Source organism: Wolbachia endosymbiont of Trichogramma pretiosum, from assembly GCF_001439985.1.
GTDB lineage: Bacteria > Pseudomonadota > Alphaproteobacteria > Rickettsiales > Anaplasmataceae > Wolbachia.
On record NZ_CM003641.1, the window covers coordinates 157,968 to 183,798 of the forward strand.

Annotated in this window: 29 protein-coding genes and 3 pseudogenes; 15 read left to right on the forward strand and 17 right to left on the reverse strand. The window is 34.1% G+C overall.

The features are described from left to right. Positions 1 to 47 precede the first annotated feature (47 nt). From wTpre_RS06125 to wTpre_RS00750, 4 genes are all read left to right on the forward strand, one after another. Complete coding sequence (locus wTpre_RS06125) at positions 48 to 233, forward strand: head-tail connector protein (protein WP_157055001.1); 186 nt, start codon at positions 48 to 50, stop codon at positions 231 to 233. Between the two features lie 410 nt (positions 234 to 643). Further along, entirely contained in the window at positions 644 to 814 is a 171-nt protein-coding gene (locus wTpre_RS06130; protein WP_245609470.1) for a hypothetical protein, read from the forward strand. Then, positions 789 to 1,178, forward strand: a complete 390-nt coding sequence (locus wTpre_RS00745) for a hypothetical protein (RefSeq protein ID WP_068651233.1) — start codon at positions 789 to 791, stop codon at positions 1,176 to 1,178. The genes wTpre_RS06130 and wTpre_RS00745 overlap by 26 nt, the downstream gene beginning before the upstream one ends. 57 nt (positions 1,179 to 1,235) lie before the next feature. Next, complete coding sequence (locus wTpre_RS00750; RefSeq protein WP_068651236.1) at positions 1,236 to 1,970, forward strand: hypothetical protein; 735 nt, start codon at positions 1,236 to 1,238, stop codon at positions 1,968 to 1,970. Positions 1,971 to 2,023: 53 nt separating this feature from the next. On the opposite strand, the gene wTpre_RS00755 is transcribed toward wTpre_RS00750, so the two are convergent. The 10 genes and pseudogenes from wTpre_RS00755 to wTpre_RS06150 all read right to left on the reverse strand — a co-directional run bounded on the left by wTpre_RS00755 (position 2,024) and on the right by wTpre_RS06150 (position 9,564). Next, positions 2,024 to 2,398, reverse strand: coding sequence for a holo-[acyl-carrier-protein] synthase (locus wTpre_RS00755; RefSeq protein WP_068651238.1), 375 nt, complete (start codon positions 2,396 to 2,398; stop codon positions 2,024 to 2,026). Continuing rightward, on the reverse strand, positions 2,395 to 3,654 hold the full coding sequence (proS, locus tag wTpre_RS00760; protein ID WP_068651240.1) for a proline--tRNA ligase: 1,260 nt from the start codon (positions 3,652 to 3,654) through the stop codon (positions 2,395 to 2,397). Before proS ends, wTpre_RS00755 begins: the two co-directional genes overlap by 4 nt. Before the next feature lie 145 nt (positions 3,655 to 3,799). Continuing rightward, the gene (locus tag wTpre_RS00765) at positions 3,800 to 4,330 is read right to left on the reverse strand and encodes a hypothetical protein (RefSeq protein ID WP_068651242.1); all 531 of its coding nucleotides are present in this window, start codon (positions 4,328 to 4,330) and stop codon (positions 3,800 to 3,802) included. Between the two features lie 316 nt (positions 4,331 to 4,646). Continuing rightward, positions 4,647 to 5,403 (reverse strand): annotated as a pseudogene (locus wTpre_RS00770) (integrase core domain-containing protein); the annotation flags it as partial. Between the two features lie 13 nt (positions 5,404 to 5,416). Further along, on the reverse strand, positions 5,417 to 5,767 hold the full coding sequence (locus wTpre_RS00775) for a hypothetical protein (RefSeq protein ID WP_157055002.1): 351 nt from the start codon (positions 5,765 to 5,767) through the stop codon (positions 5,417 to 5,419). Between the two features lie 146 nt (positions 5,768 to 5,913). Continuing rightward, positions 5,914 to 6,312: pseudogene (locus wTpre_RS06135) on the reverse strand (phage major capsid protein). 297 nt (positions 6,313 to 6,609) lie between these two features. Continuing rightward, the gene (locus wTpre_RS06140; protein ID WP_256359298.1) at positions 6,610 to 7,065 is read right to left on the reverse strand and encodes a phage major capsid protein; all 456 of its coding nucleotides are present in this window, start codon (positions 7,063 to 7,065) and stop codon (positions 6,610 to 6,612) included. Between the two features lie 956 nt (positions 7,066 to 8,021). Beyond that, on the reverse strand, positions 8,022 to 8,702 hold the full coding sequence (gene pyrF / locus wTpre_RS00785) for an orotidine-5'-phosphate decarboxylase (protein WP_068651246.1): 681 nt from the start codon (positions 8,700 to 8,702) through the stop codon (positions 8,022 to 8,024). Positions 8,703 to 8,890: 188 nt separating this feature from the next. Continuing rightward, on the reverse strand, positions 8,891 to 9,247 hold the full coding sequence (locus wTpre_RS06145) for a hypothetical protein (protein ID WP_245609471.1): 357 nt from the start codon (positions 9,245 to 9,247) through the stop codon (positions 8,891 to 8,893). Continuing rightward, positions 9,244 to 9,564 carry a hypothetical protein gene (locus wTpre_RS06150; protein ID WP_245609472.1) on the reverse strand — a complete coding sequence of 107 codons (321 nt, stop codon included), beginning with the start codon at positions 9,562 to 9,564 and terminating at the stop codon, positions 9,244 to 9,246. The genes wTpre_RS06145 and wTpre_RS06150 overlap by 4 nt, the downstream gene beginning before the upstream one ends. A gap of 99 nt (positions 9,565 to 9,663) precedes the next feature. On the opposite strand from wTpre_RS06150, the gene dapB reads away from it, so the two are divergent. The 4 genes from dapB to wTpre_RS06155 all read left to right on the forward strand — a co-directional run bounded on the left by dapB (position 9,664) and on the right by wTpre_RS06155 (position 11,689). Next, the gene (gene dapB, locus wTpre_RS00795) at positions 9,664 to 10,452 is read left to right on the forward strand and encodes a 4-hydroxy-tetrahydrodipicolinate reductase (RefSeq protein WP_068651247.1); all 789 of its coding nucleotides are present in this window, start codon (positions 9,664 to 9,666) and stop codon (positions 10,450 to 10,452) included. Next, entirely contained in the window at positions 10,449 to 11,207 is a 759-nt protein-coding gene (gene pstB / locus wTpre_RS00800; protein WP_068651249.1) for a phosphate ABC transporter ATP-binding protein PstB, read from the forward strand. Before dapB ends, pstB begins: the two co-directional genes overlap by 4 nt. A 67-nt stretch (positions 11,208 to 11,274) precedes the next feature. Continuing rightward, entirely contained in the window at positions 11,275 to 11,409 is a 135-nt protein-coding gene (locus wTpre_RS07145) for a hypothetical protein (RefSeq protein WP_256359290.1), read from the forward strand. Then, entirely contained in the window at positions 11,387 to 11,689 is a 303-nt protein-coding gene (locus tag wTpre_RS06155) for an ankyrin repeat domain-containing protein (protein ID WP_245609473.1), read from the forward strand. The genes wTpre_RS07145 and wTpre_RS06155 overlap by 23 nt, the downstream gene beginning before the upstream one ends. Before the next feature lie 500 nt (positions 11,690 to 12,189). Here wTpre_RS06155 and dxr read toward each other — a convergent pair whose 3' ends face one another. Both dxr and wTpre_RS00815 read right to left on the reverse strand, forming a co-directional pair. Beyond that, positions 12,190 to 13,368 (reverse strand): 1-deoxy-D-xylulose-5-phosphate reductoisomerase, encoded by a 1,179-nt coding sequence (gene dxr / locus wTpre_RS00810; protein WP_068651251.1) that lies wholly within the window; start codon positions 13,366 to 13,368, stop codon positions 12,190 to 12,192. A 27-nt stretch (positions 13,369 to 13,395) separates the two neighbouring features. Continuing rightward, positions 13,396 to 13,890 carry a hypothetical protein gene (locus tag wTpre_RS00815; protein ID WP_068651253.1) on the reverse strand — a complete coding sequence of 165 codons (495 nt, stop codon included), beginning with the start codon at positions 13,888 to 13,890 and terminating at the stop codon, positions 13,396 to 13,398. A gap of 317 nt (positions 13,891 to 14,207) precedes the next feature. Between wTpre_RS00815 and wTpre_RS05790 the strand changes: the two genes are divergently transcribed. Together wTpre_RS05790 and wTpre_RS05795 are read left to right on the forward strand one after the other, a co-directional pair. Then, complete coding sequence (locus wTpre_RS05790) at positions 14,208 to 14,432, forward strand: hypothetical protein (RefSeq protein ID WP_068651255.1); 225 nt, start codon at positions 14,208 to 14,210, stop codon at positions 14,430 to 14,432. A 338-nt stretch (positions 14,433 to 14,770) separates the two neighbouring features. Continuing rightward, positions 14,771 to 15,815 (forward strand): annotated as a pseudogene (locus wTpre_RS05795) (IS481 family transposase). A 237-nt stretch (positions 15,816 to 16,052) separates the two neighbouring features. Here the strand turns inward: wTpre_RS05795 and wTpre_RS06160 are convergent. From wTpre_RS06160 to wTpre_RS00835, 4 genes are all read right to left on the reverse strand, one after another. Further along, positions 16,053 to 16,496, reverse strand: coding sequence for a hypothetical protein (locus wTpre_RS06160; RefSeq protein ID WP_245609474.1), 444 nt, complete (start codon positions 16,494 to 16,496; stop codon positions 16,053 to 16,055). Positions 16,497 to 16,920: 424 nt separating this feature from the next. After that, positions 16,921 to 17,064, reverse strand: a complete 144-nt coding sequence (locus tag wTpre_RS06165; RefSeq protein WP_245609475.1) for a hypothetical protein — start codon at positions 17,062 to 17,064, stop codon at positions 16,921 to 16,923. A gap of 64 nt (positions 17,065 to 17,128) precedes the next feature. Continuing rightward, positions 17,129 to 17,293, reverse strand: a complete 165-nt coding sequence (locus wTpre_RS06170; protein ID WP_245609476.1) for a hypothetical protein — start codon at positions 17,291 to 17,293, stop codon at positions 17,129 to 17,131. A gap of 41 nt (positions 17,294 to 17,334) precedes the next feature. Beyond that, the gene (locus tag wTpre_RS00835) at positions 17,335 to 19,908 is read right to left on the reverse strand and encodes a valine--tRNA ligase (RefSeq protein ID WP_068651259.1); all 2,574 of its coding nucleotides are present in this window, start codon (positions 19,906 to 19,908) and stop codon (positions 17,335 to 17,337) included. A 146-nt stretch (positions 19,909 to 20,054) separates the two neighbouring features. Here wTpre_RS00835 and wTpre_RS06175 point away from each other — a divergent pair, with 146 nt between their 5' ends. Continuing rightward, positions 20,055 to 20,210 carry a hypothetical protein gene (locus wTpre_RS06175; RefSeq protein ID WP_245609477.1) on the forward strand — a complete coding sequence of 52 codons (156 nt, stop codon included), beginning with the start codon at positions 20,055 to 20,057 and terminating at the stop codon, positions 20,208 to 20,210. A gap of 181 nt (positions 20,211 to 20,391) precedes the next feature. Next, a complete protein-coding gene (locus wTpre_RS06180; protein WP_245609478.1) occupies positions 20,392 to 20,553 on the forward strand; it encodes a hypothetical protein in 162 nt (53 codons plus the stop codon). 89 nt (positions 20,554 to 20,642) lie between these two features. Here wTpre_RS06180 and wTpre_RS00845 read toward each other — a convergent pair whose 3' ends face one another. Next, positions 20,643 to 21,959 (reverse strand): cbb3-type cytochrome c oxidase subunit I, encoded by a 1,317-nt coding sequence (locus wTpre_RS00845; RefSeq protein WP_068651262.1) that lies wholly within the window; start codon positions 21,957 to 21,959, stop codon positions 20,643 to 20,645. Positions 21,960 to 22,281: 322 nt separating this feature from the next. Here wTpre_RS00845 and wTpre_RS00850 point away from each other — a divergent pair, with 322 nt between their 5' ends. The 3 genes from wTpre_RS00850 to wTpre_RS00860 are packed head-to-tail and all read left to right on the forward strand — an operon-like array spanning position 22,282 to position 25,695. Next, positions 22,282 to 23,391 carry an outer membrane protein assembly factor BamB family protein gene (locus tag wTpre_RS00850; RefSeq protein WP_068651264.1) on the forward strand — a complete coding sequence of 370 codons (1,110 nt, stop codon included), beginning with the start codon at positions 22,282 to 22,284 and terminating at the stop codon, positions 23,389 to 23,391. Next, positions 23,384 to 24,772, forward strand: coding sequence for a dihydrolipoyl dehydrogenase (gene lpdA / locus wTpre_RS00855; RefSeq protein ID WP_068651267.1), 1,389 nt, complete (start codon positions 23,384 to 23,386; stop codon positions 24,770 to 24,772). Before wTpre_RS00850 ends, lpdA begins: the two co-directional genes overlap by 8 nt. A 2-nt stretch (positions 24,773 to 24,774) precedes the next feature. Next, positions 24,775 to 25,695: a tyrosine-type recombinase/integrase gene (locus tag wTpre_RS00860; RefSeq protein ID WP_068651269.1), complete on the forward strand. Its 921-nt coding sequence runs from the start codon at positions 24,775 to 24,777 to the stop codon at positions 25,693 to 25,695. The last annotated feature ends 136 nt before the right edge of the window (positions 25,696 to 25,831 follow it).

Sequence of the window (25,831 nt, forward strand, 5' to 3'; positions counted from 1 at the left end):
AGTTATTATTTTCGTGATATAGGAAGCTATATTGAATTTTCAATTATTTGAGCATAATAAGAGCTGACGTTGTATATGAAGCTGGTTATGATAGTGTTCCTGAGCAAATAAAGCTAGGTATTATGCAGCATGTTTCTGCTCTCTATAAAAATCGTGAATCAGAAGTAAGTAGCCATTTATCTGAAGTGAAGAAGGTGTATTCTCCATTTCGCGAACAAAAGGTTGTTTTGTAGCTCCTGTTTTTCATTCAATAGCAGATACAACAGATGGTGTCATCCGAGTATCCCATTCGATGTCATCCCAGTGTCTGAGCACTGGGATGACATCATTATAAAGTTAACCAGTGTCTGGGCACGGGATGACACCATCTGTTGTACCTACAAATTGCAATCTTCGTAACCGTATCTGTGAGATGGAAAAATTCAAATTATAAATGAGTTGTATAATAGTATTTATGCAGAATTAAAAGCAAATTCTGATTTAAAAAAATATGTTGCTAACATGTATGATTACCTGCCTAAGCAGGTTACTATTCCTTATTTGAGATTGCGCATAGTAAATTATATTAACCTGCATATGCTATCTAACTTTGCTACAAAAGTAAGATTTTCATGCGACATATATACTTATCATATAAGCTGGTATGCTTGCTGCTATAAAGCATGTTAGCTTGGTGGTAAAGAGCATTAGTAGTGAGACCATTTTGGAAAGTAATTGTGCTATAAATCAGCATGATGAAGTTTTATATTCAACAATTAATTTTGATATTATAATACAGGGAGGTAGCGATGGGCAAATTACAGCTAAAAATTAAAGGTCATGACAATAATTTTGTTGTGCTGAATAATATACGAAACTTAAGGTTTACTTTGCGTAATAACAAAGAAGAGATGAAAGATATTTCCTCTTTTGGCTGTAGAAAAGTGCTTGATTGTGCTGGAAGTAGAAAGATTACAATAAAAATCAATGGCATTTTAAATTCAGTATTGGCTGATGAATTATTGCGTAATTCTGCAATGTTAAACTCTAATAGTGATTATGGGATTAGTTTTAATGTTAAGGAGAAGATAAAACTCAGGTGTTCGGTTGAATTATATGAGAGATATTATGATCCTGCCACTTTTGACAACTTTACTGTAGTTTTAGTTAGTGCTGAAGTTGTGAACACTTTTCATTAGTGTTAATTTAATTTTTTCATATACAATAACAATAAGTGGGAATACATTAAAAAAATTATGAACGATGAGGATCTTTTCGAAGAAGTTGATGATAATGTTGAAGAGAATAGCGATGACAGAAGAGAAAGGAATTTGAAGAATGAAAATCAGCTTGAAGAGCAGTGCAAAGAGTATTTAAAACCTTTAGAGGATATTTTAAGTCAAATTGATGAAGGAGTTGATAATTTAGATAGCTACGAAAGGACTATGCAAGTAAAGCGAAGTATAGATAGGCTCATAGAAACCTTATATAGCCAAGCAGCATCTGAGGATATTGATGTAGAACTTGAAACCACAAAACACACTAGCGATAAATCAGAGTCCAAGAAAAGAGTTCTGGAAAAGAGAAAGAAACAACTGATGGAAGAGATCTTAAGTTTTCAACAACAAAAGGAGCTAATGAATAGTAGGGAAAAACATGAAGTAGTAAGTGATGGGGATGTTCAGAAGGCAAAAGCACGAGTGAAATCTTCAATTAAGGGGGTGTTGTTTTCAGTTATTGCTCATAGAATGGATCCAAGAAGGAGGGCAGGGGAAACTGCTGATGACAATGAAAAGCAAGCTCGTATGTATGGTAGAGAAGCAGTTGGTGGAGTTTTAGGTGGATTGTTCAAGGCATTTTTAACTGCAGTTGCTGCTGTTATGCGCGAAATTGCTAAACCACTTCAACATATGAACACACAAGAGACGTCTTTTGCAAAACAAGTTGAAGAAAGCAGAAACCAGGATTCACAAAAAGGTCGATCTGTGTAGGTCAAAGTATAATTTTTAAAAAAAATTTTGAAATCGTATGTAATAAACAATATCTATTCAACGCAAATTACAACAAACGCAGTAGCATAATCTTGATCATCACTTAGAGAAAGGTGTATCTTGTAGTCTTTCGAGATGAAATCCTTTGTCATAACAAGATGGGGTTTTCCCCTGATATTACTGTATATTTCTATATCTTTCATTATAATTCCTTGGCTGAATCCAGTGCCTAGCGCTTTAACAAAAGCTTCCTTTGCAGCAAAGCGTTTAGCAAAATATTTTGCTCTTACTTCTTGGCTATTATGTTTTTTGCTTATCTCTATCTCCTTCTTAGTATAGACTTTATTGAGAAATTTCTCTCCGTATTTTTGTGATATTCTCAATATCCTGGGTATATATACTATGTCAGTACCAATACCGTATATCATTTTGCGCTAAAACGATTTATTGCTTCTTCAACTTGTATTTCCTTTACCTCTCCAGTTGCCCTATTTTTTACTTCAACTATATTTGAAGTTACTGCTTTCTTTCCAAGAATTATTTGCCACGGCAAGCCTATCAGATCCATTCTGGCAAATTTCACTCCTACACTTTCGTCCGTATCATCATAAAGCACTTCATCGCTTTTCAAAGCTTTGTATATTTTATCTGCAGCCTCTGTTACTTTCGTTTGTAAACTGATCAAACCAACTTTAAAAGGAGCCACTTCCTCTGGCCAGATAATTCCTTTATCATCATGGAAAGCTTCTATTATTGCGCCAACAAGCCTTGAAACTCCAATGCCATATGAACCCATATGTATGTTAACATTTTTTCCATCTTGAGAAGTAACACTTGCCTTCATAGGTTTTGAATATTTATCACCAATATAAAAAATATGCCCTATTTCAATACCCTTGCTAACATTTAACTGTTCTTGCGGTATAGGACAAATTTTAGGATCATGCATATCATCTGCAACTACATATATGGTCTTCAGTCTTTCAATATCTTCACTCTCTAGCAGTTCAGAAAATTTATTGTCATAATATAAAGTGCTCTCACCTGTGCTTGCCAATATATGGAATTCATGACTTAAATTTCCTCCAATTGGTCCTGTATTTGCCCTCACTCCAATTGGAGTAAGTCCCATGCGTTTGAAGATTTTTATGTAAGTTTTATACATCAAATTATATGAATTCAGTGCACCTTCGTAATCTACATCAAAACTGTATGCATCCTTCATCAGAAATTCCCTACCTCTCATAACGCCATAACGAGGTCTTACTTCGTCACGAAACTTCCACTGAATTTGATATAAACAAAGTGGCAAATCTTTGTAACTTTTTACTGTATTTCTAATCAAATCAGTTACCACTTCTTCATGTGTTGGACCAAAAAGCATATCGCTTTCATGCCTGTCTTTAATACGCAGCATTTCTTTGCCGTAATCATCGTAACGTCCTGACTCTTGCCAAAGACTTGCTGGCTGCACACAAGGCATCAACACTTCAATAGCACCAATTTCATCTCTGATAATATTTTCAATATTTTTAAGCACCAAAAGGCCAAGAGGTAACCAAGAATAAATTCCAGATGCTGTCTGCTTGATTAAGCCCGCACGTAACAAATATTGATGAGAAATAATTTCAGCACCAGCAGGGGTTTCTTTTAAAGTTGGCAGGTAATATTGAGATAAGCGCATTTGATAAATCTGATTGTACTAAGTAATCTTAATACAATTAGACTCATAGGTAAACTTATTTCAGAAGGGTGCACTACTGCTCTTACCTCGATCTGTGACACTTTTAAGTTGACATGGGTCTGCTTTTCCACCAAAAAGATTAACCTTATGGATTAACCTTATGAATAACAAAAGAAGATGGTTTTTGCACCTCACTATTCACTTGGTCAACATTATTTGTTTGTACTCCAGGAGAAGCTTCAGATTTCGTTTGTAAACCAGCAGTCTTAGGCGGTACCAGTGGCTTACCTTCTGATTGCGGAGTTGAAGGTGTTGAATCTTCCCACTCACTATCATATGTACGATTTTGATCATCATCTTTGTCATCACTTTCGCTATCTAAGGATTTAGTTACTTCTAGCATAGAAGAATTATGCAAATTCTCAAATGCGTTCTTTATCAAATTTGTATTTTCGTTATTACTTAGCTTTTTATCATTTTTATTCTGATCGGAAACTTTTCTCAACGTAAAATCCTTCTTTTTTATTTGTTCCAACAAATCATTTCTATCATCCGATTGATTATCGTTATTACTAACTTCAGCACCAGGCTTATCAGAACAATTGGTCTTTTTTAATGAATTAATTCCACCTGGAGCTGAAGGAGGAGATGGTGGTGAAAAAGCACCTTGTGGCAATGGAGATGGTAGTGTAGGTGTACTGGATGTTCCAGGAGTTACTGGAAGTGATGATGTATGAGTATTGCTATGTTCAAGTCCTTTTGCTTTCTGTAAACTACTATCTTGTGTAATAGTTTAGACTTGATCTGACAGATCAATAAAGTAAGATAAAAATATAAATAAATTTTAAAGAAGTGTCAGATATGAGTATAACACAAGAAGAAATACTAAAACCAAAGTTGTGGTTGCTAGAACTTACAAAGCAATTAGTACCTGTAACAGTTTAGACTTGACCTGACAGAAGAATCGAAGAAGTCAAAACCGACATCAGAATCTATTTTAATGTTATCAATATTTTTTTTTGGTAAGCAATATGAATACTATCAAAAAAGGTCTGCATAGGAATAGCAATACTTACTGGAATGAGGTCTATCTCTGTTATAAGAATGCAACCAATGATCGACATCTAATTGAAGCTCCTCCAAAGTACTATAAATCTTTTTCCTAAAGATAATATTGTAACATTCATCTTGCATAGTTCTATGAAACCTTTCACATATACCATTAGTCTGTGGAGAATAAGCTTTGGTTCTAGAATGATCAATATTTTCTACTCTCAAACATAACAGGTACGCATGATTCCCTAGTTTACCACAATACTATGTACCAAGATCAGTTAAAATGCGTAGCAATGGAACTTTCTGTTTATCAAAAAATGGTATAACTCTATCATTGAGAAGATCTGCAGCTGTGATAGCAGTTTTCTCCGTATAAAGCTTAGCGAAGGCCACTATAGAGTAGGTGTCAATAAAAGTTTGTTGATAAATTCTTCCAATACCTTTGATATTGCCTACATAATAGGCATCTTGATTACCTAAGTATCCAGGGTGTTGTTTCTAACATTGGCTTCTTTTTGTTCCTTAGTTTTTTTCTAAAGCAGCAACTTGCTCCTCTGTTAAAATTATACCGTCTTGGACCACCTTTGCTTCCAGGGCTTTCAATCTCTTTTTAAAATTTTCGAGATCGTTTCTTTGCCATATTGACCTTATACCACTAGCAGATATTAGAATTCCTTTTTTCTTTAATTCATTCTTTATTAATCTGTCAGATCAAGTCTAAACTATTATAAATAACTTCACGATTACTATTTAAACCCAACATCTTTTTCATTCCTTCTAACTCATAAAACGAAGTTTTACCATCTTCTAACGAGTTCACTATAAAGGATACAAAATTATTGTTTACGGCAATAAGTACGCTGTAAGTAATTTTGAATATACCTTTGTCACGTTTGACACATACACGATATTTTGATTGATCTTCATAATTAATATTTCTCCAATCCAGAGATTCTAGTATGTCCTTGTCCCTTATATGGATTACTAACCGCTTACTATTATCTTCTACAATAGCAAAAGAAAAATTGGCTTTAACATTTATTAGTTTCGTCATCATATCTTTTCTTGTTAGGATCTTTTGATCCGATTGACCAGACCACAAGTTTTTAATGCTGTTCCAGACTGATGTAATTCTTCCTGCAATCCACTTAAAAGACTCTTTTATTTTTTTTAACATATTTTACTCTTTAAATTAATAATAATTTAATTATTATATAAAAAGTATAATATGTCAATTATTTCATAAAAATGAAAGTACTTGCTCGCAATTTTCAACAATTTAATAGCACTGGTGTTGACAACCTCCCCGTCAACATGCTTAGTGACAAAAAATCTAACATAAGGTTTGTTTGTATAAGGGTCTCTAAGTAGTTCTCATTTCTCTATTATCTACGATCTTATAAGCTTGTTTAAAATCCGTACTGCAATCATTGTAGGTGGCATATCAGCAGATTGATATACTGGTATTACCATTAAAGTATCTGGTGTTTCAAGTGATAAACTCGGCTGCCAAAGATACTGACCTGTTTCAGATTTTAGTAGCATCACGTCCTTTAACGTACTCCTGTTCATCAAAAAGATGAATTTTAGAGTAATGTTCATTTAGAGAGTAGTACAATATCATTATAGCGTCGATGTCTAGCTTATCAGCTTTAATTTGCTCTATCTTATTATGACCATTTCCATTTTCGTAAGTTAAAATTCCTTTAGGCTAAAAAGTGCCATCACCTTTAATAAAGGCTTAGTTCTCCTTCTTACTGAAATTTTAGACAACCTTTTCTACAAGTCAATTTTCAACATTGACAAATGCATCATCGAGCAATTTTGTGATATTTGCGGCTGAGCATAGAGCTCATAAGTTGTGATGGAAATCTTTTGAATTTTAGGTGTACTTGTGTCTTATGCAAAATCATACTTGGATTTATAGCTACCATCTTCGTCGTATGCTACTTCACTACTCCAACCTGCACCAGAACGGTCACAATCTTCTATAATATAATCCAGCGTTTTAGTAGAGATTCTTTGATTGGAATATATCTGCCGCATTGGAGATGAATCAGTTACACGCTTGTTTATGCGTTTTACAATATGAGGAATAACTAAATACCCTCCAATATCATTGTCATCTTCACTTAGGGTTTTATGTGATAACCTGTTTTCCATTCCTTTGCGAATATAATCAGAAAAATATTTATCACCTGTATTAAAATCTGTGCTAATCTCTGGGCGTTGAGCTGAGGTTTCAATAAAATCTAAGCGCTCTTTGCAATTGTCAATATTACTATTTATCTTGCATAGCTGCTCGATCGTTGCAGGTCCTTTGCTTTTGATTTCTTTTAGTTTGCGATCATTTATTAATTTAAATTGCTCTCATGATGAAGCGAGTTCGTTAACACGGTGAGCGATATCAGCAAGTGAGATAATAGCCTCCTTTAAAGGAGTAATTAGAATAGTATTGTAATTTGAAGGTAATCTTTCATCTCAGTACCTTTTTGTTATCATGTAAACTGCATTCAGAAACAAGACCGGTGAATGGCAGCTTATTATAACTCAAACGCTTATTTACAACATGGATCCCAGTGCTGAGATGTTGCCCTTATGGTAAACAACGTTCATACAACTGTATACGTATAATGCTAGCGCCTGCCATTCACTGGTCTTTTTTCTGGATTCTAGCATTAGCTTTATGGTAGATAGAAATGAACGTAAGCTACTTGGTAGTGAGAAAAAATCATAATGATTACTTGTTGAAGTAAAAAAAGGTAGTGTAGTATTACACCACGGTAAATATTATACTTAAATGTTGGCACTATACAGCATCAATTTTTTTTGTGTCAAGCATTTTTTCGCTGCGTATCTGTTCAGAAGAATGTGCAAATAAAGTACGTAGCTGTACAAACTTGCTAAAACAATAAATGTTATCCTTTAATTATCATCTTTTTATCATTTTATTCATAGCTGTACGAACATTGTGGCAATTTGCATAGTAAACGGTGTCAAGCACTGCCTTTGTGTTCGAGGCAAAATTAGTTTAACATACTGTTTTCGAAATAAGTAGCTTTGCGTGTCTATGATGTCATCCCAGTGCTTGACACTGGGATCTGGTTTTTGGACATTGTTTTTGACATATGTCCTTAAGTACTATTGTTTACTGCATAATTTGCGAATACCTTTTATATCTGGATCCCAGTGTCAAGCGCTGGGATTACACCCATTTAGTTATCTTTTCTCGTCTACTTTGTTTTACCACCCTGCCGGACGGATACATACTATTTGTTGCTTTTACTCTATGGTACCTTATCTGCCCTGCTTCAATCAGTAAGGGATTTCAATATTAATTCTGCACTACTTGCGGGATTGTCACTTTTTGTAATGGGTCTGCCAATTATGATATAATCGGTTCCTGAATTTATTGCTTCTTTTGGTGTTGCTGTCCTTTTTTGATCATTATGAGTTGAATTCATACGGATTCCTGGAGTAATAATTTTAAAGTCTTTACCACATTTTTGGCGCACTTCTTGAGCTTCTAGTGCAGAGCAAACTACTCCATGTAGTCCAATCTTTTTTGCAAGCTTTGCCAGCAAAATTACCTGTGATTTTGCTTCCCTTGCTACTCCTAGTTCACTCAGATCTTCATTGATCATGCTGGTCAGTACTGTTACTCCAATTAGCTTTATTTTCTTTCCTTGCACTACACTTAGTGCTTCTTTAAGTATTTTTGTTCCACCACTGATATGTAATGTTATCATTTCAACATCTAGAATCTTGATTGCTTCAATCGTTCTAGCGACAGTGTTTGGAATATCATGCAATTTCAGATCTAAAAAAATTGGTATATTGCATTTTGCAACTTCTCTCACTCCAGAAGGGCCATGTGCAGCAAAAAATTCTAACCCAAGCTTGATCATGCCAACCTTATCACGCAGAACATTAGCTAAAGATATAGCTTTATTCAAATCTTGTGTGTCTAGTGCGCATATTATTGGGTTCATTATCTTGTATGATTTTATTTATAATAAGAGTAATTGTTGCATTTTACAATCCATATTCAGGGATTGGTCCACTTGCAATGCTTTGTATAGACATTGAACACGATAATCTGGTCGGAGTGGGTGAACGACTGGCATATCCAAGATCTTCCTGTAAAGGATCAGACGTTTCCTCCGATGTTTTGGAACCTTTAATTGGCTTGAATTGTACAAGCTGCCCTAATATAAATTTTATTTTCTGAGTCTCTCCTAATACTATTTTTTTTGCTATCATCTTTAATTGTTTCATTTTCTCTCATCGATTCTTCTATCTTATCTATCACATATTGAAGTTGTTTTATTTGACTGTCTCGCTCTAAAAGAGAATTTCTTAAATTTTTCACTTCGTTATTACAATCTTGTCTTATTCTGTCTGACTCAAAAGATTGATTTTTAATTAAACCGTCTGCTTTATCTAGCTCTTCAAATTTCCTTTTTAACTCTTGAGATAAGTTTTTATTTTTCTGATCAATTTCTTTAAATTTACATTGTAGTTCATCTAATTTCATACAAAGTTCTTCTTTTGTTTTATGTAATTCTTCTTTTTTATATATAGTATATATTTCTCTTTACGTAATTTGTCTATTTCCTTATATAATTCTTCATCTTTATCACTGTCTATTTTTCTTTTTAATTCGATTATAAGTTTTTTCCTCTCAGTTAGATTATCTTCTTTTTCCTGTAACTGTTTACACAAATATGAGATTTTATGGAGTAATTCTTTTTCTTGTGCAGCAAGCTCATCTTTCTCCTTCGTCACTTTTTCTAATTCGTCTATTATTCCAATAATATGGATCATTTTCGTATCTATTTTCAATAGATTCATCGATGTATAGCTATAGTTTTATCAGTGTAAGGCTAAATATGCTAAGCTTATAAAGATGACAAAGCTTCAAAAAAAGCCTAACATAGTGGAAAAAGCTTTATGAAAATCAAAGTTGGAGTAATAGGCTGCTTAGGCAGAATGGGTAAGAAAATACTCAATGAATTAATTACGAATACCAAAGTGGAAGTAGCAGGTGCTGTTGCTCGCTTGGGTAGTGAGTATATAGGCTTAGATATTGGGCCTATTGTAGGAAATAATTGCAATTTAGGAGTCAAAATTACAAGTTCTATTAGTGAGGTATTTGAATCGTCCGATGTTGTAATAGATTTTACAACTAAAGAATGTATGCTAGAATGCCTTAAGGCGGCCGTGAAATTTAAAAAACCGCTAGTTAGTGGCACAACTGGAATAGAAGGTCTAAATTTAAAAGAATATGCTGCTAAAGTTTCAATATTATGGTCAGCGAATATGAGTATAGGAGTTAATGTGTTGCTGAAATTGGTAAAAGAAGCTGCCAACCTTTTAGGTAATGAGTATGACGTTGAAATTTGGGAAATGCATCACAATTTAAAAAAGGATTCACCATCTGGAACAGCTATAGAGTTTGGTAAAGCAGTTGCTAACGCTGCAAAAGTGGATTTTGAGCTCAATCAATATTCACATAATAATTCAAATATAAGAGGGAAAGGAGGAATAGGCTTTGCAGTATCTCGTGGAGGTGGAGTAATAGGAGATCACAGTGTCATGTTTGTCAATTCCAATGAACGAGTAGAATTAAATCACAAGGCAATTGATCGTACAACGTTTGCTAGAGGGGCGATTAAGGCAGCAATATGGTTGTGCGAGAATAAAACTTCAGGACTTTATTCAATGCAGGATTTAGTATGAGAGATAAATACGCTTTCGTTAAAAATTTAAATCTTTGGTATGGCTCTAAAAAAGTTTTATTCGATATAAATTTGAATATTTGCAAAAAGAAAGTCACAACTTTTATCGGACCTTCTGGGTGCGGTAAATCGACATTTTTGCGTTGTTTTAATCGTATGAATGATTACGTACCTGGATGTAGAGCGACTGGTGAACTGGTAATCGATGGGCTGGGTAATATATATTCACGTGATATGGATGTTGTATTGCTCAGAGCAAAAGTTGGTATGGTATTTCAAAAACCCAATCCTTTTCCAAAGTCAATATATGATAATGTTGCTTATGGGCCTAAGTTGCATGGAATGGTGAAAAATAAGCAAAAATTAGATGAAATAGTAGAGAGTAGTTTAACTAAGGTTGGTTTATGGGAAGAGTTGAAAGATAGATTGCAAGATAGTGCACTAAATTTATCTGGTGGCCAGCAACAAAGATTGTGCATTGCTCGTGCAATTGCAGTAAAGCCAACTATTTTATTAATGGATGAACCATGCTCTGCTCTTGATCCAATGGCGACCAATGCAATCGAAAATCTTATACAAGAATTAAAATTGAGGTTCACCATAATTATGGTAACTCATTCGATGAAGCAAGCTAAAAAATTATCTGACAGCATAGTTTTCTTTTGCAATGGCAAGATTGTTGAATTCGGAAGTACTCAAGAAATCTTTGCAAATGCTCAGTCTCCTTTAACGAAGGAGTATATTCTGGATCATTAGCTTAATAGTTGATATTTTAATTTTTTCTATTTATAATTTATCAGGTTTGTTGTGATAGGGAGTTAAGATGTTTAGTACAAGTGAAGCAACAAAAAAGTTGTTTAAAGCTATTGAATTTCAAAATGCTAGTGGTGAAAGAATAACACCTGAAGAACTTTGGAATCATTATTCAATAAGCATTGAAAGAAGGAGCGAATATTAATGCTTTTGAGGATGGGATGACACCTTTGATGTGCATTGCTTCAGCTTTTGTTACTAGTAATAACAGAGGAGTGGTAGATAGGAGTCCATGTTTTCACTGCATATACCTTGACAATTTACAACCTGTTAATGAAGGATTTATACTTCAAAATTATGCTCGTGCAGAGGAGGAAATTAAGACCGACAAGAAGGAAAAAAATACAGCTCTACACATTGCCTGCAAGTTGGGAAATGTAAACATGACAAAAATATTACTTACAACATCCAAAGATCAAAATTAATATTAAAAACTATGAAAACAAAAATCCAAAAGATTGTATTGCAGGATATGCCAAGAAAAAAAAGTAGAACCAGAATTCCTAAAGATAGAAGCAGTCGCTCAAAAAAGGAAACAAACTAATTATGATTGTACTTTTTTTGTTACCTGGAATACTTACTGCTAGTCTATGTTTCGTAGTTGACAACCCAGTTCCACTTACTGCAACTTCGTTGCTTTTTTTTGCAATAGGATGTGGTTTCTATATAGAGCAAATACAGTTGTTAATGATGTAAACTTCTCTCAGGCTGGTTGCGAACATGCTAAGTGATCCATCTGTTCAGGTAAGGTATCATTCCAGCACTTGATGCTGGAATCCAGTTTTTCATTTAATCTCATTGAATTTAGCATAGGCTCATTTTGCTTGTAAATTTTTTTTTGGATCCCAGTGTCAGCTACTAGGATGACAGGAGTATGAAATGGGGCTACTTGACCATTGAGTTGTCTTTTCTCGTCTACCTTATTTTACCACTCTGCTGAACTTATACCTTTATTTTCAATAATTTTGTTAGCAATAATACGGCTTTCACAATCGATACTTATTATGTCAGATAGTGAGTTAATATCAGAGTACTTGTCAAAATTTTCTATTGTTGATTTTACTACTTTTACTACTTCTAAAAAGCCGATTCGTGATTTCAAGAATTCATTAACAGCTATCTCATTTGCAGCGTTCAAAACAATACTATTTGTATGTGGAGAAGAAGAATTTAATACTTCCATGCTTAGCTTTAGTGCAGGAAAACGTTTATGACCTGGTTCTTGAAAGGTCAATTTTCCTTGCTTTGTTAAATCTAATTTATAATTTAAAGTTGATCTTTCTGGCCAAGACAAAGCATATGCAATGGGAATTTCCATATCGGTTTCTGCAAGCACAGCAAAGCTGAATCCATCGTGATACACGACAATTCCATGTACTATCGATTCAGGGTGCACTACTGCTTCAATTCTATTTGGACTGATATTGAATAAATAATGTGCTTCTATTATTTCTAGTGCTTTATTCATCATTGTTGCACTATCAACTGAGATTTTCTTTCCCATTTTCCAAGTAGGGTGATTTAGTGCCTGATCTACTGTAATATCTTTTAATTGTTCAAGGCTATAATTTAAAAATGGTCCACCAGAGGCAGTGAGTATAACCTTTTCTACACATTTATCATCATTGTGCAAAACTTGAAAAATTGCGTTGTGTTCAGAGTCGATGGGAATTATTTGTACGCTCCTTTCTTTAGCTTTTTCAAGCAGTAACTTGCCACCACAAACAATGCTTTCTTTATTTGCTAGGGCAATAACTTTAGTACCGCTTTCTATGACCTTTATAACTGGATCAAGGCCTGCGATGCCAACTATTGCAACAACTGAGAGATCAACAGGTAGAGAAGCAACATTTTCTAGACCTGGAGCGCCAACTTCTACTTTGACGTTTGTACTAAGTAGATCTTCTTTTAAATCTTTGTAGAACCTTTCATCAGAAATGGCAGCATATTTCGCATTAAGTAGATTTGCCTGTCGTGCTAGTAGAGCAAAGTTAGAATTGGCACTTAGTGCTTCCACCTGATATTCTTCCTTTCTCTTTAAGAGCAAATCTACAGTCTTTTTTCCAATGCTTCCTGTTGATCCTAAAACTGAAACTTTTTTCACCAATTACAATAAAATCTTCTTAGCTATTTAGCAACCAAGCTCATGATTGTCACCAACCGATGGTGAAGGACCAGGTGAAAAATATTGGCCATGATGATCACCTGCATCATGCATATCATGCAAACCATCAGCACTTTGAGCTATTTCACTGTTAGAGTGGGGATAATCATCCGGATGATGCCCCTCATCACCGTAGTCCATACCCATTCCCTCTGATGGCATATCTTCTCCACCACCACCTGAAAAATATTCCGTAAGACCTTCAAGAAATTTTATGCCAAATATATTACCTGATTTCCCAAATAACGTTACTAAACTGCTACCACTGATCAAACCTTCAAACACATTATTATAAGCAGCAATTGCTCCTTCATGAAAGTTGAACATCCACTTCATTCCATCCACAATTGTTGCAACAGAGTCACTATAACCAAGACCGAAACCACTTTTCTCACCAGCGGCTTCCTGGTGTTGCTGCTGTGCCTGCCATTCTGCAATATTTGGACCTTGTGCTTCACTCATAAACTTTTATTCTAAGCGTTAAGCTATTATTCTACCAAAAATACTGTAAAATATCAATTTTTTAAGAGAGGTTATCATAAAAATAGCTAACACTAAGCTATTTTTATGATTCTTAATACTAAAACATCGATAATGTGCTGTAGTAACAAAGTGATGAAGGAAGATCCTTGAGGTTTAAAACAGTTTCTATTTCTTCTTAGAATACTGCTCCTCTCTCTTTTCTTTTTATTATCTTAATATAAACTTATTCATAAATTTTTTGACAAATACTAATAATTTAGTTATTATTAGTACTATATTAATGATAAGGAAGAAAGGTGCTTACTAATGATTTATCTAATAATAACACACCATCATCAGCTCCGCCAACGCCACCTCCTCCTTTACCACTCGGAGGTTTAAAGAATTGGACACTTCCACAGGATAATGGTAATAGTAAAAAGCCTTATAATGTGGCTATATCAGGAATTAGCAGTCGCACTGAACCAAAAAAAAAGGTCAATCTAAGAGTACTGTTCAACAATCAACTCTTAATTTTGTAGAAAATCCATTATTAAAAAAACAAGAAGAACATAATGTAAATAGCGAAACTACAGATGAAGGAAGCAAGAATAGTATTCATGTTAAGAATCCAGAAATCAGAAATAGCGCTCAGTCAAAAGAAGAAGATAATGCGAGTGACAAAACTAAAAATGATAGAAGCAATACTAAATAGGGTGTGCCGAAAAAACCTATGACTGAACAACATAATGGTGTACACTCTGATAGTGAAAATCAAAAGTCATTGTAGCGGAACAAAAAAATCAACTGGCTTAATGTAACAGTTTAGACCTGATCTAACAGCTTAATGAAGCAAGATAAAAATATAAATAAATTATAAATGAGTGTCAGAAATGAGTACAACACAAGAAAAACACTAGAACCAAAGTTGGGGTTACTAGAACTTGCAAAGCAATTAGGAGATGTATCCCAAGCGTGTAAAGTAATGGGGTATGCAAGGGATACATTTTACCGCTTCAAAGAGCTATATGAAACAGGAGGGGAAAAGCATTATATGAGATAAACAAAAGCAAACCATTACTTACCAATAGAGTACCAAAGGATACAGAAGAAGCAGTAGTTAAAATAGCAGTAGAGTTTCCAGCATATGGACAAGAAAGAGCAGCTAATGAATTAAAGAAAAAAGGAATTCTAATATCTGCTAGTGGTATAAGGTCAATATGGCAAAGAAACGATCTCGAAAATTTTAAAAAGAGATTGAAAGCCCTGGAAGCAAAGGTGGTCCAAGACGGTATAATTTTAACAGAGGAGCAAGTTGCTGCTTTAGAAAAAAAACTAAGGAACAAAAAGAAGCCAATGTTAGAAACAACACCCTGGATACTTAGGTAATCAAGATGCCTATTATGTAGGCAATATCAAAGGTATTGGAAGAATTTATCAACAAACTTTTATTGACACCTACTCTATAGTGGCCTTCGCTAAGCTTTATACGGAGAAAACTGCTATCACAGCTGCAGATCTTCTCAATGATAGAGTTATACCATTTTTTGATAAACAGAAAGTTCCATTGCTACGCATTTTAACTGATCTTGGTACATAGTATTGTGGTAAACTAGGGAATCATGCGTACCTGTTATGTTTGAGAGTAGAAAATATTGATCATTCTAGAACCAAAGCTTATTCTCCACAGACTAATGGTATATGTGAAAGGTTTCATAGAACTATGCAAGATGAATGTTACAATATTATCTTTAGGAAAAAGATTTATAGTACTTTGGAGGAGCTTCAATTAGATGTCGATCATTGGTTGCATTCTTATAACAGAGATAGACCTCATTCCAGTAAGTATTGCTATTCCTATGCAGACCTTTTTTGATAGTATTCATATTGCTTACCAAAAAAAAATATTGATAACATTAAAATAGATTCTGATGTCGGTTTTGACTTCTTCGATTCTTCTGTCAGGTCAAGTCTAAACTGTTATAGTTAAATAATAAGTTTCAGAACTTTCTTTTTCCAACTGCGCTTCTAACTCTGCTATTTTTTTCTCTTTCTTTGCTAAAAATGTCATCAATTCTATTGCTTTTTTAGATTATAATTCATGTGATTGACTTTCTAATCTCTGGATTTCAGTATATTCATCACCTATCCTGTTCTAACCTTTAATTTTCATTTATTGATTCATCCAGTTTAGGATCTGATCGCCCTATTTGATTAACTAGTTTTTGTATTTTGACAACTAGAATTTTAGTATATTCTTCCAAGCCTTGATTTTCTTGCACTAATTCAGCTTTTTCTTTACTTAACTTTTGTATCTCTTTTTGCGCTTTCCTTAATTTCTCCTCTAACTTTTCATTCTCTACTTTTCTCCTTTCAAATTCACTCTCTACCGAATCACTTAGCTGCTTGAGTTTTTGTGTTACTTCAGCCAAAACTTCATCTTTTTCCCTTACTTTTCCATTTAATTCCTCTACCTTTCTCATTCTTTGCTGTAATTGTTTTAATATAGTTTGATTATTTCCAATTAATCTTGTATTTTTTTTTTCCAATTTATTAATTCTTTCGTTTAAGCTGTCATCTACAACTTGTGCAATTTTATCTTGCACTTTAGTACTGCCTATTTGAGCTTCTTTGCTGCCACGCTCAATTCTTGAGTTGTTTGAATGTTAATATTTCTATTACTATTTTCTATCACAATCTCAGATGATTTATGATTGCCTTTCTCCTTATTTCTAAATTTTCTTTGATACAAGAATAAGTTAACCATTTTACATCTTTATTTTCTTTCAATTGATCATCTGTAACACGATTACACTCGATAAGTTCTATACCATTAGCATCAATATTAATTATAATAGTGCACTTTTTTTTCCGTCCTCATCATACCAATTCAGAGTCATTTCGTATGCACCATCAGTTACAACATAGTGCCTTATTCCTTCTTCAGAAACAAAACCGTGCATTCCATTTTTCCATTGCTATGCAGAGTTAAAAACCCTATAATTCCATTATCTTGGCAGAAATTACTATTCAAAACTCACTGACTTTGAATTTGTTTTTATTAGCCCCTAATTTAACTTCTACACAACCACCATATACTGACACTTTTTTAACGATACTTTCAATATACCCATTTAATACTTTTTTAGCCTTATCTTGAAGCTCTAGTCTCATCTCCTTTACATTATTGAAATCTTGGATAACGGCTTTATATACTTCATCTTCATTAAAATTGGCATTATATTTTATTAAACAAAGATAATATGCAAAAACTAGCTACAGCAGTGTGAACTGATTTATTCTTTTCTTTTATCTTACCGAGGAAAAACAAAAACCTTTGAATGAAGTCATGATAACCATCTTTTTGTTCCTCAATTTTATTATTGTATGAATTACCAATCATTATTATCTCACAACTAAATAATTAGTATAGTAATACGAATGCTAAGTTACATCAATCAATAAACTTACAGTAAATTTTCCATTCTCAGTTATAACCTCTGCGTCTGTACTCTCAACCCATTCTATCACTTCAGCATTGCAAACTGACTGCAAATCATGCTGAGCAGAATAATTTAACTCATCCTCTTTTACACTCGCTTTTATCATCAACTTTTGTATAGGATGCTTAACTGATACGTTATTATCTGCTTTTATTTTTCTCACAAGGTTTAATATCTGCACGAAATTATCTCCCATTTCCTCAGAATACTTCTCATAGATAAGTTCTTCCTTATTAGGCCAATTACTTTTATTGTGAATAGAGTTATAACTATACAACTGATGATATATTTCCTCTGTAATGTATGGCAAAAATGGTGCAAATAACCTCAAAATAATATTGAGTACATATGCCAAACTCTGTTTCGCACTCATGTTTGCCTCGCTGTCCAATGCATCTCCATATGCACGTTTTTTAACTAACTCTAAGTAATTATCACAAAAATCTTTCCAAAAAAATTCTTCTATTGCGCCCAAAGCTTCGCAGTATTCAAACTGTAATAGGTTGTTCGTCGTTTTTTCTATCACTTTATATAATTTGGACAATATCCACTTATCCATCGTCTCACTGATGGAATTTATGATCAATGCTTGATGTTTTTCCATAAATATGGAAACAAATTTGCTAGCATTCCAAAGTTTCGTAACAAGTCGTTTGCCAATTTTGAAGATATTTTCAGAGTAGACTGTGTCAACTCCAAGTCTTGAGTTTGCTGCCCAATAGCGTACTACGTCAGCTCCATAGGTTTCAAGCATTACATGAGGAGTGATGATATTACCTTTTGATTTACTCATCTTTTTTTTATCATCGGCCAAACACCAACCACTAATCATTATATTTTTCCACGGCAGTGAATCTGCATGATAATGTGCCTTCAAAATCGTATAAAAAGCCCAAGTTCTTATTATCTCATGACTTTGGCTGCGTAGATCTGCAGGAAATATCTTATCATACCGATGGCTTGGTAAACCGAGATCATTGTTTACTGCTAGTGCACTTAGTTGAATAGTGATCGCACTTGTGGCCCAAGTATCCATTACATCTTGGTCTGGGGCAACCTCTTCTTTAATATACCCTTTTGGCAAATCTTTGAGTGGATCGATAGGCAAATCCTTTACTTCAGCTAGAATGATTTTACCCTCCTCCCCTTTGCGTTTTGAATACCACACCGGAAATGGCACACCAAAATAACGCTGTCTTGAAATGCACCAGTCCCAATTTAGCCCTTCTATCCATACCTCCATGCGTTTACGCATAAACTTTGGATGCCAACTACACTTTTTTACTTTATCTAACACTTGAGCTTTTTGCTCTAAAATCTTGATAAACCATTGATAAGTTGGTAATATTTCAAGTAATGCGCCAGATCTTTCTGCACACTTTACGAAATGAGAAATGTTAGTACTTTCTATCAAAAGGTCCTTTTCAGTCAGGATTTTAATAATTCTTTTTCTTGCTTCTTTAACCCTTAGGCCGTTTATTCCATCGTAGATTCTAGCGTCACGCGCTGGAGCGTGTGTCTCCTCTAATGGCTGGATTCCAGTGTTAAGCACTGGAATTTCACTCCCTTTTGTTATCCCAGTGCCTTGACACTGGGATCTATTATTACCATATACTGAATCTAGACTTATCCTATCATCCTGATCGATAATAATTTTCATCGGTAGATCATACTTTTGCTGCCAATATATGTCGAGCTCATCACCAAACGTACAGCACATAACAAGCCCAGTACCTTTATCTATTTTAACTTTATCATCAGCTATTATTGGAACTTTTGCTCCTGTTATTGGAACCACGGCTATTTTTCCAATCAGCTGAGTGTAGCGTGCATCTTCTGGATGGCAAAAAACTGCAACACATGCTGGAAGCAACTCAGGCCTTGTAGTTGCAATCTTAATCTGCTCATTTTCTTCAGTGGAAAAAACTATCGTGTTCAAAAATGACTCAAAGACTTTATCCTCTATTTCTGCTTGTGCAATTGCAGTTTTATCGACTGGGTCCCAAAGAATAGGTTGCATTTTTCTGTATGCGTACCCTTTATTATATAGATCAATGAATGACATTTGAGAAAGTGCCACAGCTTCCTTGCTGATCGTGTGGTATTCCAAATCCCAGTCATAGCTAATGCCAACTGATTTAAACAATTCCTTGAATTCTTGCTTTGATTTTTCAATAACCTCATGGCACATCTCTATAAATTTTTCTCTGCCAACTTCTTTTGCGCGGGTTTTATAGGTTTGCTCAACTAACCTTTCAGTCGGAAGGCCATTATCATCAAACCCAATTGGATAAAATACATCTTTTCCCAGCATACGCTGAAACCTTGCAACAAAGTCTGTGTGGCAATAGCTGAATATATGGCCAATATGCAACTTTCCTGATATCGTTGGTGGGGGCGTATCTATAGTGAAAGTGTTACCCTTTTCACTACTCCATTTATAAACTTTACTTCCTTCCCATAATACATTGTATTTGTCTTCAACTTCTCTAAAGCTGTATTTTTCTTCCAACATAAATATTTTTCAGTTTTAAGCTTTAAGTTAGCACAATTGAGCAAATACAGCAATTTTAATGTCTGATATTTTAGTTTACAATACAAAATTTCTTGATTTTAGTTTTTTATGTATTACACGATAAATTTTTAGTATTGAGATTTATTATGCCTGATTTTAAATTTTCTGATTTACAAGATCTTGTTAATGCTCTATATGATCCATACTATCTACCCTCCAACGAAAAAATAAAACTAGCAGAATTGATTGAGGATGTGTTGGAACTAGAAGTTAAAAAAAAGTCTAGAAAAGGCAATATCTAAAATAAAAAATGAACTAAAAAGTGAAGTATCTAATGAACTGAAACAAAAAATAAATACTCAAATCAAGCAGTTACAGCAAGAAAAGAAAATATTAGAAACCAAAAATGAAGCAAATAAACAACTAAAAGAAAAAGTAACATACATCGCTACTGCTAGTACTGGTTTTGCTTTTGGGTTAGTAGTGTATATTACACTTGAACATACAACTAAATTTGACATGTGGTTAATCGTTGTTATAGCAAAAGTATCTGCATTCTTAGCTAGTGGTTTAATAATAAAACCTAGCTCTCAAGTGAATGGAACACAAGAACCACAAGGAGTAGTAAATAAGAATTCAGTCTAGCTTGATATAGTTTTTTTTATTTTATTACCTTTCCAAATTTGAAGCAGGTTATTTGAGCCATAGTAGAAAGTAAAAATAGTAATTTTACACTAAAATTTTAGTTTTCTTTCTGTGGGTTGGTTGGTACGAGCCTTGCCTTTAAGAAGATGTAAAATCACAATTATTACGAATGACATTCCACCAATAACTGATATAGCTCCACCCGTAATAAAACAAGCACGTGCCAACATTGATGAAATACTTGGCAGATCTGCAACTTTTCTTAAGGCACCATATCCACCAAGCCAAACAAGTCCAGTAATGTGGAGAAAATGTCCAAAGCTATATGCATAAATCTGTAATCTTACTATGGAGATTTTTATTTCTTTACAGCCCAATTTTGGTAACAGCCAGTAGATAAAATTCATAAAAGCTATAGTAATACCAACCACAGAACCGTGATAATGCGCAGGGATAGTGACATTTCCTTCAATAGTTAGCACTCCAAGCACACCTCCATAAATGAATAATACAAACGAGTGGAGAAGATGATTGCCCTTATCATTGAGCAGAGTTTTTGTGTTGCAACACACTAATATTGTTAAAAAGCACGGCAGAACTGCTCCAGCAATTCTCATATGCCAGGTAAAAAACTGTATCAATTCAGCACTATCCACCGAATAAATAAAGTATATAAATGGCGCACCTACGGTCAAAACTGTGTTTATAAATAGTGGTAAAATGGTAATTTTATTTAGACTAATATAGCGAGCATTCAGTATGATCAAATAAACTAAAAACATTGCTTGAGTAAAGGCAAACTGCAGTAAATGTCCGCCTCCCCAAAAGAGATATTCATAAAATAAATTCTTGTCTGAATGATATAGACCTGGAGGCATATTTTTATGTGCTAAAACAACACAAAGAAATGATGACACAAGTATAATGACCAGGCCAATTTGTCCGATTGAAAGATATGAGTCTTGTTTATCTGACATGTAGGCTAGAGCTGTATTTATCAATATGCTGGTAATGAAAAGACTGAGTCCAAGTAAAAATAATTTGTTTTGTAACACAGGTATATAGTTACTTTTGATAACTTCAGTGTTTGGAACAAATGCAGATATAAACATTAGCAGCATGGAAAGGATTGAGAGAATCCATGAGAAGTTAAACCAATGATTGGTTTTTAAGTTTATGATGAAGAGCAGAGATATTATAGAGCACATCCATACCAAAATTGACAAATTTACGTGTATCACCAGTGCATTATCAAAGATATATTGTGCAGAAGGAATGAGAGAAGAAATAAAAGGCAATCGTAGAAAAATAACAATTATTGACAGCAGTCCAGAACAAGCAAGAGCAAGTACTGCCAAGAATATCCATTGCCTGCAAAGTGAAGCGTTATTTTGTATGTTGAGCATTTACTTTTAGGTACTATAGTATAAGACAATGTACATTTTTCAAATTGATATTCATAGTTTAAATGAATGACATTACAATAATATCTTTCATCGTAAAAATGATGCATCCACTTCCATTTCATATTATAGTAATATTACTGACAGCGTTGGTCTGGGCTATCGGAATGTGTTTTAATCAATAATTGATAAAATTATTACAGTAAGAGAATCTTTACATAATAGCATGACATTACGTTAATGCTTTTGATCCACAATTAAGAACATTTTCGTTGTGATTTACGTTTCTAGTATGTATATTAATGGATCTTGTTTTCACTAGATAATGAAAATAATAATTGTCATGATAATACTATTGTATAGTAATTATACAATAGCGAGCGAACGAATAGGTTTAGTAGATAAAAAATTATCTCAAGGATATGTAGCTCCGATACTTACAGAAAATAGCGTTATTTTACCAGACAAGCACGGTAACTTATATTCCTTTGATATCGATAACCCAAGAGTTACAAATTGGAAATTATACCTCTCAAGTAGGAAAAAAATTGGTAATATGAGTTTATCGAGCTATAAAGAAAATGTTTTCTTTATAGTGGATAACATTCTACATACAATAGATGCGAAAACAGGGAAGATTCAATGGGAAAAAGAATTAAGAGCTCCGGCAAGAGGGAAAGCAATAGTAGTAAACAATAAGTTGGTGGTATTGACTATTGAGAACTATCTACATGTATTTGATATAAGAGATGGCAGACCCATTTGGGCTTATCAAAATGGTATAAATGAGGTTCGAGGTTTATATTCCGTCTCACCAGTAGTCTCTAATGATAAAATAATGGCACCATTTTCAAATGGCGAGTTAATATCTTTTAATGAAGAAGGTAAAAAATTATGGAGCCAAAAATTAGCTACAAATCTTTTAGAAACACAGCTTACAGATGTAACTACTACACCTAGAGTACACGATAATATCTTAATAGCTACGAGCAACTCTTATATTTATAGCATTGATGTAAACTCAGGAAATATTTTATGGTCAAGGCCACTACAAGTAAAAAATATATCAAATATTGAGTCATATTATAGCCCTCTTGTTCCTGAAGAGAAACAAAAAGAAGGCGGAAGAATTTTTATGGTGACTAAAGATAACAAGGTAATTGGCATAGACATACAAAGTGGAAAAACAGTTTGGACATCTGATTTTATAGAGAATGTGCAATTGTTTGTTCCAATTATGGATGCCCATACGCTCTGGGTAACAAGTAATAAAGGTTTAATATTTGCTTTTCCTGGATCTGAAAGTACGGGAAGAGTGATTAAAATACCCGGTAATGTGTTTCATCCTCCAGTATTTACCCATGGTAAAATATATATAACGACTGAAGGAAATGGTGTTTATTCTTTAGAAAATAGGTCTGTTTTTTATGACTGATTATGATTTGATTATTATAGGTGGTGGTCCAGGTGGTTACAAATGCGCTATTGCTGCTGCAAAACTTGGACTCAAAGTTGCTTGTATAGACAAAAATAGCATTTTTGGTGGCACGTGTTTGCGAGTTGGGTGTATACCATCAAAAGCATTACTCTATTCCTCTTATCAATATGCTAGCGTGAAAAATAATCTATTAAAACTTGGCATAAAAGTTAAGGATGTAAGTCTCGATTTGAGAGAAATGATAGGCTATAAAGACGCTAGAGTTCAGGAACTTGGAAAAGGCATAGAATATCTGTTTAACCTTTACAAAATTACTAAGATCAATGGACTTGGAAAAATTACTTCTTTTGATCAAGGCAACCTTGAAGTTTTAGTTGAAGGTAAGGTGCTGAAGACAAAAAATATAGTAATTGCAACCGGTTCTGACGTTATTTCTTTGCCAGGAATTAATCTCGATGAGAAAAGTATTATTTCATCAACTGGTGCATTGTCTTTAACTGAAGTACCAAAAAAACTTGTCGTAATCGGAGCCGGGGCAATAGGGCTTGAAATGTCTTCTGTATGGAGGAGGCTAGGGTCTGAAGTCACTGTGGTAGAATTTTTTGACAGAATCGCTGCAGCAATGGATGGAGAATTAAGTAAGTCTCTACTTTCCAGTCTACAAAAACAAGGAATAAAATTTTTACTTAGCACTAAAGTTGAGAGAATAGAACAAAGTAGTAACTCTTTGAGTGTGAAAGTTTGCTCTGTAAAAGATAATCAAACAAACTCTATAGAGGCGGATAAGGTATTGGTGGCAGCAGGACGCAAACCATGTACTGATGGTCTTGGTGTTGATGAAAAAATGGAAAAAGATAATCGCGGTTTCATTCAAGTTAACAACAGATATGAAACTAATGTGAAAGGAATATTTGCTATTGGTGATGTGATTGGTGGAGCAATGCTTGCTCACAAAGCTGAGGAAGAAGGGGTGGCAGTTGTAGAGATACTAGCAGGGCAATTGCCTCACGTTGATTATGAAATCATACCGTCAGTCATTTACACCCACCCTGCAGTTTCTTCAATCGGTAAAACTGAAGAAGAACTCAAAAGTGCTGGTCGAAAGTATAAAGTTGGTAAATGTCAATTTGCTGCGAACGGTAGGGCAAAAGTCACTGACGATGCTGAGGGATTCGTGAAAGTTCTGACTTGTAGCAAAGCAGATACAATACTTGGTGTACATATCATAGGAGCATACGCTGATACGCTAATCAATGAGGCAGCAGTTGCAATGGCATATGGTGCAGCAGCAGAGGATATATACAGAATTTGTCATTCTCATCCTGATATAAATGAAGCCTTTAGGGATGCGTGCATCGATGCTTTCTTTAAAAAGTAACTGTGGACCTCGGTTCGATCATTGAAAAATGGTATGATTGGCTAAAGTACAACAGGTCTTACTCATCAAACACTTTGGAGTCATACATGAGAGACCTCAAAGATCTTATAAGTTTCCTAAATACTCACATTGGTGAAGAAGTAAATGTTGGCTCTTTAGAAAAATTAAGCATACCTGAACTGAGAAGTTGGTTTACCTCTCGTTATGCAAGAGGTGTAAATGCGAGATCTAACACTCGCGCATTGTCAGTAATCAGAAATTTTTTTAAATATATAAAAAACAATTATGAAATCAATAATGAAGCAGTATTTTCTTTATCAAGGCCAATTCAGAGAAGAACTCTACCTAAAGCACTTTCAATATTTAACATAGAAACTCTATTGAAAGAAATGAAATTGCCTGATCTAGGCGAGCCTTGGGTAGTAAAAAGAGAAATTGCAATTGTCGTTCTGCTATATGGTACGGGCTTAAGAATCACTGAAGCACTGAATCTTAAGGTTAGTGATATTAGCAATGAAAGTTTAATAGTAACAGGTAAGGGAGATAAACAAAGGCAGGTATTTATTCTTCCAATAGTAAAAAAGTGTATACAAAAATATATAAAAGCTTGTCCCCACTTTGACGGAGCGGGACATCTTTTTGTGGGGGTAAGAGGAAAAAAATTGGGAAGAACTTATGTTGCTAATCGTTTACAAAAAATAAGAAGATTTTTAAATTTACCAGAAATTTTATCTCCACATGCATTTCGCCATAGTTTTGCTACTCATTTACTTCAGGAAGGTATTGACATAAGATCAATACAACAGCTGCTTGGCCACTCAAGCCTTGAAACTACTCAAGTTTACACTTACCTAAGTTATCAAGATGTCTTCAATATGTATAAAAACTTTCAGAAGAGTTTGAATAAAAAATCAAAATCTTAACTTCGTCTAAAATCGATAATATTGCCGAACTGAGTACTTGCAACATCATTCAATACTGTACTTGCTTTATATAAGCAATAGTGACCAGCAGAGAAGAAAGCAAAAACGTTTTGCAAAATGTTATGAATGAAAGATA